The sequence below is a fragment of the Streptomyces sp. NPDC059477 genome (assembly GCF_042749375.1).
Classification (GTDB): domain Bacteria; phylum Actinomycetota; class Actinomycetes; order Streptomycetales; family Streptomycetaceae; genus Streptomyces.
The window spans coordinates 61,626-74,040 of the sequence record NZ_JBHYUG010000020.1 but is presented as its reverse complement, the minus strand read 5'-3'; the positions used below and the strand labels follow the sequence as shown (position 1 = coordinate 74,040).

Here is a 12,415-nt window from a genome sequence, read left to right as displayed (position 1 = left end):
TCAGGACTCCTTGTAGACACGGGGCGCGGAGGTGGAGGGCGGCAGATCGCCGTTGAAACGATCGTCGACGTACTGAGCGAAATCGACCTCGCCCGGGATCAGCTCCAACTCGGTGAAGGCGTCCGCGATCTGTTGCTCGGAGTCGATCAGGGGCTGATCGACCGCGACCGGCACCCGGGAGGCGTTGGTGCGCTTCACTGACGCCAGCGCCACCTCGTACGGCAGACCGGTGTCGTTCGCCCACACCTTCGCCCAGTCCTCCGGATGCTCGTACACCCAGTCCTGGGCGCGCCGCAGCCGCTCCAGATAGTCCGCGATCGCGTCGGCCTTCTCCTGGTCGGCCAGCGCGGAGGGCGCCGCCACCTGAAAACTGAGCCCGTTCACGACCCCCTCACCTGTGGTCAGCACCCGCCCCTGGCGGCCCTGGAGGATCTGCGAGGTGTAGGGATCCCACACCGCCCACGCATCGATCTTGCCGCTGGTGAACGCGGCCAGCGCATCGGCCGGCTGAAGGTACTTGACCTCGATGTCATCGAGCGTCAGCCCGGCCTCCTCCAGGGACGCGATCAGCTGGTAATGCGCGGACGACCCCTGCGCCACCGCCACCGACCTGCCCTTGAGCTGCCCGGTCCCGGTCAGCTCCGACGCATGGGGTACGAGGATGGCCTCGCCCTGCGACGTACCGTGCCAGGCGGCCACCACCGTGATCCTCGAACCGGCACCGGCCGCGAACACCGGCGGAGTGTTGCCGACCCCACCGATGTCGACGGCCTTGGCGTTCACCGCCTCCAGCAGCGGTGGGCCGGAGCTGAAAGTGGACCATTTGATCTGGTAGCTCAGATCGTCCAGTTCACCGGCGGCCCGCAACACCGCCTCGGAACCGCCCTTCTGGTCACCGACGTTGAGAGTGAGAGAGCCCTTTCCGTCCGTACCGTCGCCGGAGGAGACGCCTGCGGCGGAGTTCCCGCCACAGGCGGAGGCCAGCAGGGCGAGGGGGAGGAGCAGGGACAGAGGGAGGGCGGTGGAAAGGCGACGTCGTGGCATGGGGGGTCCGTTCGGGTGTGGGGCGCCTTCGGGGGGCCTGGGAGCGGCCGGGGCGCGGAGTTCGGCTGCGGAGGGGTGCGGCACTCGCGGGACAGGTGGAGTCGGGGGCCGGCGGCTCAGCGCCGGGCTGCGGGCCGGGGACCGGGGACCGGGGACCGGGGACCAGGCACTGTGGGGGTGGGGGGATTGGGGGACCTGGGAGGCCGCCGCCTCAAGCGGCATCCGTCGGGCTGTCCGCCGGAGAGTCCGCCGGAGCATCCACGCCGAGCCGCTGGAGCAGACCGGCGCGCAACGCCGCGAAACGGGGATCGGCGATGTCCCGCGGCCGGTCGAGATCGATCGTCCGCTCATAAGCGATCACCCCGTCATCCATCACCAGCACCCGATCCGCCAGCAGCACCGCCTCCTCCACGTCATGGGTGACCAGCAGTACCGCGCAGCCGCGCCGCTGCCACAACTCGCCCACCAGCCGCTGCGCCTTGATCCGGGTGAGCGCGTCGAGCGCGCCGAACGGCTCGTCGAGCAGCAGCAGATCCGGTTCGCGCACCAACGCCCGTGCGAGCGAGGCCCGTTGTGCCTCCCCGCCGGACAGGGTCTTGGGCCAGGCGTCCGTACGGTGCTCCAGGCCCACCTCGGTCAGTGCCCGCTCGGCGACGGCCCGCTCGGGACGCCCCGGAAGCCCGAGGACGACATTGCGCCACACCCTCTTCCAGGGCATCAGCCGCGGCGCTTGGAAGGCGACGGCCTTGCGGCGTGGTACCAGCACGGTCCCCTCGATCTCCCGGTCCAGACCGGCGAGGATGCGCAGCAACGTGGATTTCCCGCAGCCGCTGCGGCCGAGCAGGGCGACGAACTCACCCGGCTGGACGTCCAGTTCGAGACGGTCGATGACGGCACGGCCGTCGAAGGAGCGGGTGAGCCCGGCCACGTGCACCGCGGCCGGTGCGTTCACCGGCCGGTGAAGGTCGGTCGCCATTGCAGCAGCAGCCTTTCGAGGGAGCGGACGACGAAATCGGCGAGCAGGCCGAGGAAGGCGTACACGATCAGGCAGACCACGATCACATCGGTGCGCAGGAATTCACGCGCCTGCACCATCAGGAAGCCGATCCCGGAGTCGGCGTTGACCTGCTCGGCGAAGACCAGCGCGAGCCAGGCGATGCCGAGCGAGTAGCGCAGCCCGGTCAGCGCGCCGGGCAGCGCTCCCGGCAGGACGACATGCCGGACCAGACCCCACCGGGACAGCCCCAGGGACTCACCGGCCTCGATCAGTTGAGTGTCCACATTGCGGATGCCCGCGTAGACATTGAGATAGAGCGGGAAGGTCACGCCGAGGGTGATGATGGCGATCTTCGGGGCCTCGCCGATGCCGAACCAGATGATGAACAGCGGGATCAGCCCGACGAACGGCACCGTCCGTAGCATCTGCACGGACGCGTCCACTAGGTCCTCGCCGACCCGGAACAGCCCGGAGAGCAGCGCGAGCCCGGTCCCGACGACCGTACCGAGCAGCAGCCCGGCGGCGACGCGTTGCAGCGAGGTGCCCATGGCGGCGGGCAGTGAGCCGTCCCTGACCAGATCCCAGCCGACCTGTCCGATCCGTCCCGGCGGGGCGAGCACCTCGGTGGTCAGTACGCCGGTCGAGCTGAGGAGTTGCCACAGCGCGAGCAGCAGCAGCGGGCCGGAGGTGCGACGCAGCCAGCGGGGGACGCGCGCGCGGCGGGTGGAGGCGGGGAGGAGGGGTTCGAGGGTGGGGGTGTGTGGGGATCCCGAGTCGGGTGACTTACCGGAAATATCCGTCTCTGACGGCTCGGGAGGGGCATGGCTGATGCTCATGAAGGCTCCGAGAAGGGCGCCGAAGCGCGTGGGGGGCGCACGGAACAGGCCAGGAGAACCGTCACGTCACGGACGCGTCAGCGCGCCTCGGACGTACGGGCGAGAGCGGAGAGAGCGGGGAAAGCGAGGAAAACGGGAGAGAAGGCGTCAGCGGTCGCGGCGACACGCGGCCGAGGCCACCCGCAGCAGGTCGATGTGACCGCGCGTGGTGAGCAGGGCTGAACGCAACATGCAACCGAACGTAGTCAGCTGACGTGCTCACGGTCAACGGGTGTATCGCGGAATGGACGGCGCGTATCGCATACCGGGCAGCGGTGGCCGGTATCGGGAAGCGGTGGCCGGCGGAACGCGGGCGCGGGGGCCAGATGCCGGGGGAACATCGGCGTATGGGCCAGGATGGGACCCATGCCTGACGCGTTCACCACCCGAGTACTGCACATCTCCACCGGTTCGCGGGAGACGGTCCACGACCTCACCCATGACTGCGAAGGCTTTCTGCGCGAGGTGTCCAAGGGCCGGGACGGGTTGCTCAACCTCTTCGTCCCGCACGCCACGGCGGGTATCGCCGTCATCGAGACGGGCGCGGGCAGCGACGACGACCTCCTCGCCGCCCTGCACACCCTGCTCCCGGCGGACGACCGCTGGCAGCACCGGCACGGCAGTCCCGGCCACGGCCGCGACCACGTCCTTCCGGCGATCGTGCCCCCGCACGCGACCCTGCCGGTGATCGGCGGCCGACTGGAGCTGGGGACCTGGCAGTCGGTGTGCCTGGTGGACACGAACCGGGACAACCCCGAGCGCAAGGTCCGCCTGAGCTTCCTCGGCTGAGGGAGACAGGAAGGGAGCGGTATACCCACGCCCCTGCCCTGTCGTCGGCCCTGCCGGCAGCTCACCGCCTCACAACCCGGCCGACGCCTCCCCGATCGCCTCGTCCAGGATCGACAGCCCGAGCGACAGCTCCTCCTCCGTCGCCGTCAGTGGCGGGGCGATGCGGAAGACGCCGCCCATGCCTGCGAGCTGGACGATGTTCATGTGCAGGCCCAGTTCCAGGCAGCGGCGGGTGACCTGAGCGCCCAGCGCGTCCGAGGAGCGTTCGGTCTCGCCGTCCACGACGAGTTCGAGGCCGGCCAGCAGACCCCGGCCGCGTATGTCGCCGACGACGGGATGCCGGGCGGCGATCTCCAGCAGGCCCTCGCGCAGAAACGCTCCGAGCGACCGTGCTCGTTCGTCCAAACGATCACGCGTGAGGACATCGAGGACGGTGTTTCCGACAGCGGCCACCAGCGGATCGGACACATGCGTGGTGAAGAACAGGAACCCGCGCTCGTACGCCTCCTGCTCGATCTCGGCGCTGGTGATCACGGCCGCGAGCGGGAGGCCCGCGCCGAGGGTCTTGGAGAGGGTGAGGATGTCGGGGACCACGCCGTCGCGCTCGAACGCGTACCAGGTTCCGGTGCGGCACAGTCCCGTCTGGGCCTCGTCCAGGATCAGCAGCATGCCGCGCTCCCGGCATTTGCCCTTCAGGGCGGCGAAGTAGCCGGGCGGCGGCTCGATGACGCCGCCCGAGGACAGGATCGGCTCCACCAGACACGCAGCCAGGCTGCCCGTCGACTGAGCGTCGATCAGATCGAACGCGAAGTCGAGCTGGCGACGCCAGTCCAGGGAACCGTCGGCGCTGGTGAAGTCGGGGCGGTATGTGTGCGGGACGGGGATCGCGAAATTGCCGGGGGCGGCGGGACCGTACCCCTTGCGGCCCGCGCTGTACGTCGCCGACGCGGCGGCCTGTGTCATGCCGTGCCAGGACCGCGCGAACGAGACGACCTCGTGGCCGCCGGTGACCAGCTTCGCCATCCGTAGCGCGGCCTCGTTCGACTCGGCGCCCGTGGTCAGCAGCAGCGCCTTCTCCAGCGGTGCGGGCAGCGTCCCGGCGAGCCGCCGGGCGAGATCGATCACCGGGCGGCTGAGCATGCCGCTGTAGAGGTGATCGAGGGTCGCCACCTGCCGCTGGACCGTCGCGACGATCTCCGGGTGCGAGTGGCCGAGGATCGCGCTCATCTGACCGGACGTGAAGTCGAGGATCTTCCGGCCGTCCGTGGTGAACACGAAGCTGCCCGCCGCCCGCTCGATGATCTCCGGGGTGAACATGCCGCCGCCGTAGCGCACGAGATGCCGCTCGGCGTCGGCCCAGGCGGTCGCGGCGGACGACATGGAGGAGGTAGTGGACGAAGCGGTGGAGGACGAAGCCGTGGACGGCGAAGCGGGGGAGGAGGCAGGGGAGGAGGCCGAGGAGGTCATGTCCCGACCGTAGGACCGGGCCTAGCGTCGCGTCCATCACACGATTCCGGCCCTCCTGTTCGGCGGAACCGCACAACAATGGCTGTCGTGATGAACCCCTGGAGACTGCGGCTGCTGGTCCGGCTGGACACCCTGGGCACCGTCCGGGCGGTCGCCCAGGCGGCCAACCTGAGCCCGTCGAGTGTCTCCCAGCAACTCGCCGTACTGGAGGCGGAGACCCGCACCCAACTGCTGGAACGCACGGGACGGCGGGTACGGCTGACCTCGGCCGGGCTGATCCTCGCGCGACGGGCGCGGGAGATCCTCGACCAGATGGACAGCGTGGAGGCGGAACTGCGCGGCTTCGGCGAGGAACCCGCCGGGCTGGTCCGGCTCGGGACCTTCCAGAGCGCGATCCACACCATCGCCGTACCGGCCGTGACCCGGCTGGCTCGGGACCACCCACACCTCGAAGTGGAACTGCTGCAACTGGAGCCCCACGAAAGCGTGCCCGCGCTGCGGATCGGCGACGCGGACGTCATCATCACCACCACCGACGTCGACGATCTGCCGCTCGGCCCCGACCTCGATCTCGTCCCGCTGGCCGACGATCGGATCGTCCTGGTGCTGCCGCCCGGCCATCCCGGCGCCGGACGCGGCCCGGTGGACCTCGCCGCGTACGCGGACGAGCCGTGGGCGTTCGACATGCCCCAGTCGTACATGGCGAATCTCGCGCTACGGCTGTGCCATCAGGCCCGCTTCGAACCGCGCGTGGTGTGCCGGTTCAGCAACTACCTGCTGGGCCTGCAACATGTCGAGGCCGGACTGTCGATCATGCTGCTGCCGAGCCTCGCCGTCGACCGCCGTTATCGCGTCGTCACCCGGGAACTCTCGACGCCCGTGCCCCGTACGATCACGGCGGCCGTCCGGCGTGGCGCACCGCCCCGCGCGGCGGTCCGGGTGGTGCTGGACGCGCTGCGCGAACCGCCGGACGCCGGGGCTGCTGGGGGCACTGGGGCCAGCGGGAAGGCTGGGGCCGCCGGGCACGCCGGACCGGAATGACGTCCTTCAGACACCGCCACGCAGGCTGCTCACCTCCTCCTCGAACAGCACGTCGGGGTCGAACCCCATCCCGGTGAAGTGTCCGGCCAACTCCAGGGACAGCACGCCGTGCAGCCGGCTCCAGAAGGTGAGGGCCGTGCGCAGGGCGGGGGGAGTGGCGGCGGAGTGGCCGTCCGCCCATCGGCGGTGGTCGGCGAGGTGGGCTTCCAGGGGGGTGGTCGTGGTGGGTGGCGTGTTGGCGGGCGGGGTGTCGGCGGGCGAGGCCGCTTCGGGGGAGTGCGGGTCGGGGGAGTCCGGGCCGGAGGAGTGCGAGGCGGCGGAGTACGGGCCGGGCGGGGCGGGGGCGACGGCGGCGTCCAGCAGGACGGACATGATCTCGTTCGAGATCGCGGTGACGTCGTCGGGCGCGTGATAGCCGGGGACGGGCGTGCCGTAGATGAGGAGGTACCGCTGTGGGTCCGCCAGCGCCCACGCGCGCAGGGCGTGCGCCAGCGCGGGCAGGGCGGCTCCGGAGGCGGCGGCCTCCTGGACGCTGTCCGCGAGGCTGCGGTACGCGTCCCTGATCAGTTCGGTGATCAGGTCGTCCCGGTTGGCGAAGTAGCGGTAGAGCGCGGGGCCGCTCATGCCCATCTGCTTGGCGATCGCGTTGAGGGAGAGCGCGGAGGCGCCGGCGGTGGCGATCTGCTCCCACGCGTGCGCCTTGATCTCCGCCCGCACCTGGGCGCGATAGCGCTCACGCGGGGTCGTGCCGGTATCGGCCATGGTGGCCACCGCCTTTCGTGCCGGTGCGAGATGCGAGATCACCTTTCCCAACTTGTTAGAGGCTATCACTCCAGCACTTGACTCTCACTACGGCGACGCGTTACAACTTCTAACGAACGGCAGCGGTTCTGGCTCAAGTCGCTTCGATCCCGACCTGCGAGGGGAAAAAACTCATGACTGCGACACCTCTGTCACCCGCCCATGCGCGTAGGCGCACTCCCTCGTCCGTGACCGTCTCCGCCTGGGCGGCGCCCGTCCTGGTGGTCGGCCAGTTCGCCCTGATCGCTGCCGTGCCGGTCACGATCGCCCTGGTCGGAGCCCTGCTCCGGGCCCGTGACCGCGCGGTCCGGCTGACCGCCGGGCTGCTCGCCGTCGCCTATGCGATCCCGCTCGTCACCTGGCTGATACGGCCCGACGGAGCCCCGAGCCTGTCCAAGGACATCCATCCGGGCTTCGTCGGTCTGATCGTCGCCGCGTCGGCCGCGCTGATCGTCGCGATCCACCGCGCGGGCCGGAACTGACCCGACCCGACGGCACTGACCGGCACGCTCCGATCACGACCGCAGATACCCATCCCACCCCCCCTGCTCATTCGCTCAAACGAACATCCGCTCATGCTCATTCGAAGGAGAACGCCATGCTGAACACCCGCCCGGCCCCCTCTGCGAACCGCGCCACCACGCGCCGCGCCGCCGCCGTCACCGTCTCGCTCGCCCTCGCCGGAGTCCTCGGCGCCACCGCACTCCCCGCCCACGCCGAGCCTCAGGCCGCTCCGCGTGGCAGCGTCCCCACGGCATGCCGAGGTGAGGGTGTCGATCCCACCGCCGAGATCCGCTACGAGAGCGACATCGTCATCGATGCCCCGCTGAGCACCGTCTGGAAGCTCCAGACCGACATCGAGCGCTGGCCGTCCTGGCAGCCGCCCGTCCTCACCGCCGAGCGGCTCGACTCCGGCCCGCTGCGGAAGGGGTCACGGTTCCACTGGACGACGCCGGCCCCGCCCACCCCCACCACTCCGGCCACCACGCTGGGCATCACCTCGACGGTGAAGCAGCTCAAGAACAAGAAGTGCGTCCTGTGGAGCGGCCCCGCGATCGGCGAAGGGCTGACCATCGATCAGGGCGTCCATCTGTGGACGTTCACGAAGGTGAAGGGCGGCGTCCGAGTCCACACGGAGGAGACCTGGACGGGCGAGCAGGTCGAGGCGGACGTCCCGCTCGCGACGCAGTACCTGGGGATGGGCCTGGAGGCATGGCTGGCGGACCTGAAGGCCGCCGCGGAGGGTGCTCGGTAGATCAGGGGAGGACCCGAGAGGACCGGCAACCCCGGGGGGACTCGGCTCGACCTGAGTCGCGGCACGTTCCCCATCGGCAGCCGCCAGGGCGCGCCGGGACCACGCGTACGGCGTGGCGCTGGAGTGGGCGGACAACCAGCACATCTTGGCGGACGCCGAACCCGACGCCGAACCCAGCGGCGAACCCGACGCCGAGGTCCGGGTGCGCGCGGGTCGCGTCCCGCACGAGGGGGTCGTCCACCTCGCCCCCGGCGGGACTCTGGTCACTCCCCCGCCTGGCCTGCGCATGGAGCGCGGAGGGCCTCGACGGCCTGGCCCGCGTCTGGCACCGCTACGACCGGCGGCCCACCGGCGAGGGTCTGGCTTCCCCGCAAGGTCCTCTGCAACTCTTGGAAGGCCACCGGGTTCGACGTCGAGGCCGCCGGAGCTGGAGCTGGCCGAGGCGGCCACCGGCCTCGGTATCGAGCTGTTCATGGTCGACGACCGCGGATTCACCGACCACGCGACAACACCGGCGAACTCGGCGACTGGACCCCTGCCCCGGCCGCTGTCCCGGACGGCCTCGGCCGGCCCGCAACCAGCTGCTGCTCGACCACCTCCGCGCCGCTCACCCCATGTCACCGTCGAGGGCTGCGCGGGCGGTGGTGGCCGGATCGACCGCACCACCGGCGCCCGCACCGACGTTGTCCGGCCCAGCGACAACACCGCACCCCTGGACACCGCCCTGCGCGGCGTCCTGGGCAGCGCCGCGACCTGCTGACACCGGCCCTGGCGAGCGACCACCCCGAGAGCTTCGACGTCAACCACCGCCCCACCCCCCCACGGAATGAACGAACGATCAGCGCGGTGGTGATCGAAGTGCCTGCGACGGCACTACCCTCCTGGCCCATGAGGTTTTCGCTGCCCTTGGACGCCATGCCCCGACTCTCCGGCGCGATCGTGCTCGGCGCGGCGGCCGGGGTGGCCGTGGCGACGGCGACGGACTGGGCCCTGGGCGTGATGGCGGGGATCACGGCGACGGAACTGTTCTTCGTGGCATCGGGCTGGGCGGTGCTGTGGCCCATGGACGCCGAGGCCACCCGCCGCACCACCCGCCGCGAGGACTTCCGGCCCCTGGTCGAGGAATTCGTCGTGGGCGGCATCGCGTTGTGCGGACTGATCGCCATCGTGCTGCTGCTGGTGCGCGGCGACTCCACCACCGGAAACGGCACTCTCGCCGCTGCCGCCGCCCTCTTCGGCGCCTTCCTCGCCTGGGCCGCCCTGCACCTCATGTACGCCACGCGCTACGCGTACGTGTACTACGAGATCGGCGGCGGGATCAATTTCCACTCGGACGAACCGCCCGCGTACCGGGACTTCTTCTACTTCAGCTACAACCTCGGCATGACCTACCAGGTCTCCGACACCGAAGTCTCCAGCTCACGTCTTCGCTCGGTCGTGCTCCGCCACGCCCTGCTGTCGTACCTCTTCGGGACCAGCATCCTTGCCACTGCCATCAATCTGGTGGTGGGAATCGTCAGCGCTTGAAGCGATGCCTTCCGCGTGCCCCTGCCCGCACATTCCTCCGCGCACATTCCTCGGCGCCTTTCAAAGAATTCGTCAAGACGAGCTGACCGATAACCCAAGAGTCGGCATTCCGCACCGCATCCATGCAGGCCAGAGCCACTCCATGAGCAAGATCGGCGCGGCCTATCAGGCAATAGACGCCACCTCTTTGACGTCATCGGAAAAAACACTGGATGCTGCCCCGTCGGGACATTCCGGCGGCGGCAGGAAGAGGAATGCGATGAGCGGCATCGAGGACCCGGACGACGAGCTGTCGGTCACCCCGCCCAAGCAATGGGCGACCGGTGTGCCCGCCGTCGCACACGCGTTGGAGTACTCGCTGGAGCAGACGTCCCTGCGGCGGACCGCTCTGACCCTGCTGAACATCAACCAGGCCAAGGGATTCGACTGCCCAGGGTGCGCCTGGCCCGAACCGGCTCCGGGCAAGCGGCACTTGAACGAGTACTGCGAGAACGGCGCCAAGCACATCGCCGACGAGGCGACCTCCCGGCGGATCACCGCCGACTTCTTCCGTGAGCATTCGATCGCCAAACTGGACACCAGGTCCGACTACTGGCTCAACCAACAGGGCCGACTCACCGAGCCCATGATCAAACGATCAGGCGGTACGCACTACGAGCCCATCGGCTGGGACGAGGCACTGGAGGTGCTCGCCCGCGAACTGCGCCTGCTGGACTCCCCGGACGAAGCGCTCTTCTACACCTCCGGCCGCCTCAACAACGAAGCCGCCTTCCTGCTACAGCTGTTCGCCCGCGCCTACGGCACGAACAACCTCCCCGACTGTTCGAACATGTGCCACGAGTCCAGCGGATCCGCCCTCCAGGAGACGCTCGGCATCGGCAAGGGAAGCGTCTCGCTGGACGACATCCACCACTCCGACCTGATCTTCGTCGTGGGCCAGAACCCGGGCACCAACCACCCGCGCATGCTGACCGCGCTGGAGGAGACCAAGCGCAACGGCGGCCGGATCATCGCCGTGAACCCGTTGCCCGAGGCCGGACTGATCCGCTTCAAGCACCCGCAGAAGCCTCGCGGCGTGATCGGTCGCGGTACGAAGATCGCCGACGAGTTCCTCCAGATCCGCCCCGGCGGCGACCTCGCCCTCTTCCAGGCGCTCAACCTCCTGCTGCTGGAGGCCGAGGACGCCGCGCCCGGCAGCGTGCTCGACCATTCCTTCATCGACGCCTCCACGACCGGCTTCACCGAGTTCGCCGAGCAGACGCGGAAGGTCTCCTGGGACGCCGTCAGCGAGGCCACCGGACTCGACCGCGCACAGATCGAGCGCGTGCACGAGATGGTTCTGGAGAGCCGGAGCGTGATCGTCTGCTGGGCGATGGGCCTGACCCAGCACAAACACGGTGTACCCACCATCCGCGAGGTCGTCAACTTCCTGCTGCTGCGCGGCAACCTCGGCAGGCCGGGCGCGGGCGTGTGCCCGGTGCGCGGGCACAGCAACGTCCAGGGCGACCGCACGATGGGCGTCTGGGAACGGATGCCCCAGCCGTTCCTCGACGCGCTGGGCCGCGAGTTCGGCTTCACCCCGCCGAGCCGGCACGGCCTGGACTCCGTCGACGGCATCCGGGCCATGCGCGACGGACGGGCGAAGGTTTTCCTCGGCGTGGCGGGCAATTTCGTACGCGCCACCCCCGACAGCGAGGTCACCGAGGCGGCGATGCGCGGCTGCCGTCTGACCGCGCACATCTCCACCAAGCTCAACCGCTCCCACACGGTCTGCGGCGACACCGCCCTGATCCTGCCCACCCTAGGCCGCAGCGACCGCGACACGCAGGCCACCGGCGTGCAGTTCTTCACCGTCGAGGACTCCATGAGCGAGGTGCACGCCTCGCGAGGCCGGCTCGCCCCGGCCTCCCCGCACCTGCTCAGCGAGGTCGCGATCATCTCCCGGCTGGCACGCCGCGTCCTCGGCCACACCCCGGCCATCCCCTGGGAGGACTTCGAGGCCGACTACGGCACCGTCCGCGACCGCATCTCCCGCGTAGTCCCCGGCTTCGAGGACTTCAACGCGCGCGTCGCCCAGCCCGGGGGCTTCCGTCTCCCCAACCCCGTCAACGAAGGGGTCTTCCGAACTCCCAGCGGCAAAGCCGTCTTCACCTGCAACGAACTCACCATGCCGAGCGTTCCCGACGGACACCTCCTGCTCCAGACGCTGCGCTCGCACGACCAGTGGAACACCATCCCGTACGCGCTGAACGACCGCTACCGGGGCATCCACAACGCGCGCCGGGTCGTCCTCGTCAACCCCGCCGACCTGGCCCGGCTCGGCCTCGCCGACCACGATCTCGTCGACCTGATCAGCCTCTGGCACGACGGCCGCGAACGCCGCGCGGAGGACTTCCGCGTGGTCGCCTACCCGACGCCCCCCGGCTCGGCCGCCTCCTACTACCCGGAGACCAACGTCCTCGTACCGCTGGACAGCGTGGCGGACATCAGCAACACGCCGACGTCCAAGGCGGTCCTGGTCCGTCTGGAAGCGGCGACCGGCGCCGCGCGGTAGACGCCAGCGGGGGTACGGGCGGCGGTGCGGGCGGGGTTCCCGTCCGATCGGGCCTCTGTCGCCGT

At 70.0% G+C, this 12,415-nt stretch carries 12 protein-coding genes and 1 pseudogene; 7 read left to right on the top strand and 6 right to left on the bottom strand.

Features of this window, described 5'->3' with window-relative positions; all coding sequences use genetic code 11:
* From ACFXAZ_RS13520 to ACFXAZ_RS13505, 4 genes are all read right to left on the bottom strand, one after another.
* Positions 1 to 1,044: an ABC transporter substrate-binding protein gene (locus ACFXAZ_RS13520; RefSeq protein WP_384589068.1), complete on the bottom strand. Its 1,044-nt coding sequence runs from the start codon at positions 1,042 to 1,044 to the stop codon at positions 1 to 3.
* Positions 1,045 to 1,255: 211 nt separating this feature from the next.
* The gene (locus ACFXAZ_RS13515) at positions 1,256 to 2,020 is read right to left on the bottom strand and encodes an ABC transporter ATP-binding protein (protein ID WP_384589065.1); all 765 of its coding nucleotides are present in this window, start codon (positions 2,018 to 2,020) and stop codon (positions 1,256 to 1,258) included.
* Complete coding sequence (locus tag ACFXAZ_RS13510) at positions 1,993 to 2,877, bottom strand: ABC transporter permease (RefSeq protein ID WP_384589062.1); 885 nt, start codon at positions 2,875 to 2,877, stop codon at positions 1,993 to 1,995. The genes ACFXAZ_RS13515 and ACFXAZ_RS13510 overlap by 28 nt, the downstream gene beginning before the upstream one ends.
* Before the next feature lie 147 nt (positions 2,878 to 3,024).
* Positions 3,025 to 3,108: a putative leader peptide gene (locus ACFXAZ_RS13505; protein ID WP_382683767.1), complete on the bottom strand. Its 84-nt coding sequence runs from the start codon at positions 3,106 to 3,108 to the stop codon at positions 3,025 to 3,027.
* A 174-nt stretch (positions 3,109 to 3,282) separates the two neighbouring features.
* On the opposite strand from ACFXAZ_RS13505, the gene ACFXAZ_RS13500 reads away from it, so the two are divergent.
* A complete protein-coding gene (locus ACFXAZ_RS13500; protein WP_384589059.1) occupies positions 3,283 to 3,705 on the top strand; it encodes a secondary thiamine-phosphate synthase enzyme YjbQ in 423 nt (140 codons plus the stop codon).
* 69 nt (positions 3,706 to 3,774) lie between these two features.
* On the opposite strand, the gene ACFXAZ_RS13495 is transcribed toward ACFXAZ_RS13500, so the two are convergent.
* Positions 3,775 to 5,085 carry an aspartate aminotransferase family protein gene (locus ACFXAZ_RS13495; protein WP_384589056.1) on the bottom strand — a complete coding sequence of 437 codons (1,311 nt, stop codon included), beginning with the start codon at positions 5,083 to 5,085 and terminating at the stop codon, positions 3,775 to 3,777.
* Positions 5,086 to 5,259: 174 nt separating this feature from the next.
* Here ACFXAZ_RS13495 and ACFXAZ_RS13490 point away from each other — a divergent pair, with 174 nt between their 5' ends.
* Positions 5,260 to 6,213 carry a LysR substrate-binding domain-containing protein gene (locus tag ACFXAZ_RS13490; protein ID WP_384589053.1) on the top strand — a complete coding sequence of 318 codons (954 nt, stop codon included), beginning with the start codon at positions 5,260 to 5,262 and terminating at the stop codon, positions 6,211 to 6,213.
* Positions 6,214 to 6,219: 6 nt separating this feature from the next.
* On the opposite strand, the gene ACFXAZ_RS13485 is transcribed toward ACFXAZ_RS13490, so the two are convergent.
* Positions 6,220 to 6,975, bottom strand: a complete 756-nt coding sequence (locus tag ACFXAZ_RS13485; RefSeq protein ID WP_384589050.1) for a TetR/AcrR family transcriptional regulator — start codon at positions 6,973 to 6,975, stop codon at positions 6,220 to 6,222.
* Positions 6,976 to 7,202: 227 nt separating this feature from the next.
* On the opposite strand from ACFXAZ_RS13485, the gene ACFXAZ_RS13480 reads away from it, so the two are divergent.
* From ACFXAZ_RS13480 to ACFXAZ_RS13460, 5 genes and pseudogenes are all read left to right on the top strand, one after another.
* Positions 7,203 to 7,496 (top strand): hypothetical protein, encoded by a 294-nt coding sequence (locus tag ACFXAZ_RS13480; protein WP_384589047.1) that lies wholly within the window; start codon positions 7,203 to 7,205, stop codon positions 7,494 to 7,496.
* 116 nt (positions 7,497 to 7,612) lie between these two features.
* Positions 7,613 to 8,269 (top strand): SRPBCC family protein, encoded by a 657-nt coding sequence (locus ACFXAZ_RS13475; RefSeq protein WP_384589044.1) that lies wholly within the window; start codon positions 7,613 to 7,615, stop codon positions 8,267 to 8,269.
* A gap of 39 nt (positions 8,270 to 8,308) precedes the next feature.
* A pseudogene (locus ACFXAZ_RS13470) lies at positions 8,309 to 8,987 on the top strand (alpha-galactosidase); the annotation flags it as partial.
* Between the two features lie 170 nt (positions 8,988 to 9,157).
* Entirely contained in the window at positions 9,158 to 9,796 is a 639-nt protein-coding gene (locus ACFXAZ_RS13465) for a DUF1345 domain-containing protein (protein ID WP_384589041.1), read from the top strand.
* Between the two features lie 259 nt (positions 9,797 to 10,055).
* Entirely contained in the window at positions 10,056 to 12,350 is a 2,295-nt protein-coding gene (locus ACFXAZ_RS13460; RefSeq protein WP_384589037.1) for an FdhF/YdeP family oxidoreductase, read from the top strand.
* The last annotated feature ends 65 nt before the right edge of the window (positions 12,351 to 12,415 follow it).

Excerpts from the sequence above, each read along its gene's own strand:
- ACFXAZ_RS13505 (WP_382683767.1), bottom strand. The coding sequence starts at position 3,108 with ATGTTGCGTTCAGCCCTGCTCACCACGCGCGGTCACATCGACCTGCTG.
- ACFXAZ_RS13475 (WP_384589044.1), top strand. The coding sequence starts at position 7,613 with ATGCTGAACACCCGCCCGGCCCCCTCTGCGAACCGCGCCACCACGCGC.
- ACFXAZ_RS13515 (WP_384589065.1), bottom strand. The coding sequence starts at position 2,020 with ATGGCGACCGACCTTCACCGGCCGGTGAACGCACCGGCCGCGGTGCAC.
- ACFXAZ_RS13495 (WP_384589056.1), bottom strand. The coding sequence starts at position 5,085 with ATGTCGTCCGCCGCGACCGCCTGGGCCGACGCCGAGCGGCATCTCGTG.
- ACFXAZ_RS13485 (WP_384589050.1), bottom strand. The coding sequence starts at position 6,975 with ATGGCCGATACCGGCACGACCCCGCGTGAGCGCTATCGCGCCCAGGTG.
- ACFXAZ_RS13520 (WP_384589068.1), bottom strand. The coding sequence starts at position 1,044 with ATGCCACGACGTCGCCTTTCCACCGCCCTCCCTCTGTCCCTGCTCCTC.
- ACFXAZ_RS13510 (WP_384589062.1), bottom strand. The coding sequence starts at position 2,877 with ATGAGCATCAGCCATGCCCCTCCCGAGCCGTCAGAGACGGATATTTCC.
- ACFXAZ_RS13465 (WP_384589041.1), top strand. The coding sequence starts at position 9,158 with ATGAGGTTTTCGCTGCCCTTGGACGCCATGCCCCGACTCTCCGGCGCG.
- ACFXAZ_RS13500 (WP_384589059.1), top strand. The coding sequence starts at position 3,283 with ATGCCTGACGCGTTCACCACCCGAGTACTGCACATCTCCACCGGTTCG.
- ACFXAZ_RS13460 (WP_384589037.1), top strand. The coding sequence starts at position 10,056 with ATGAGCGGCATCGAGGACCCGGACGACGAGCTGTCGGTCACCCCGCCC.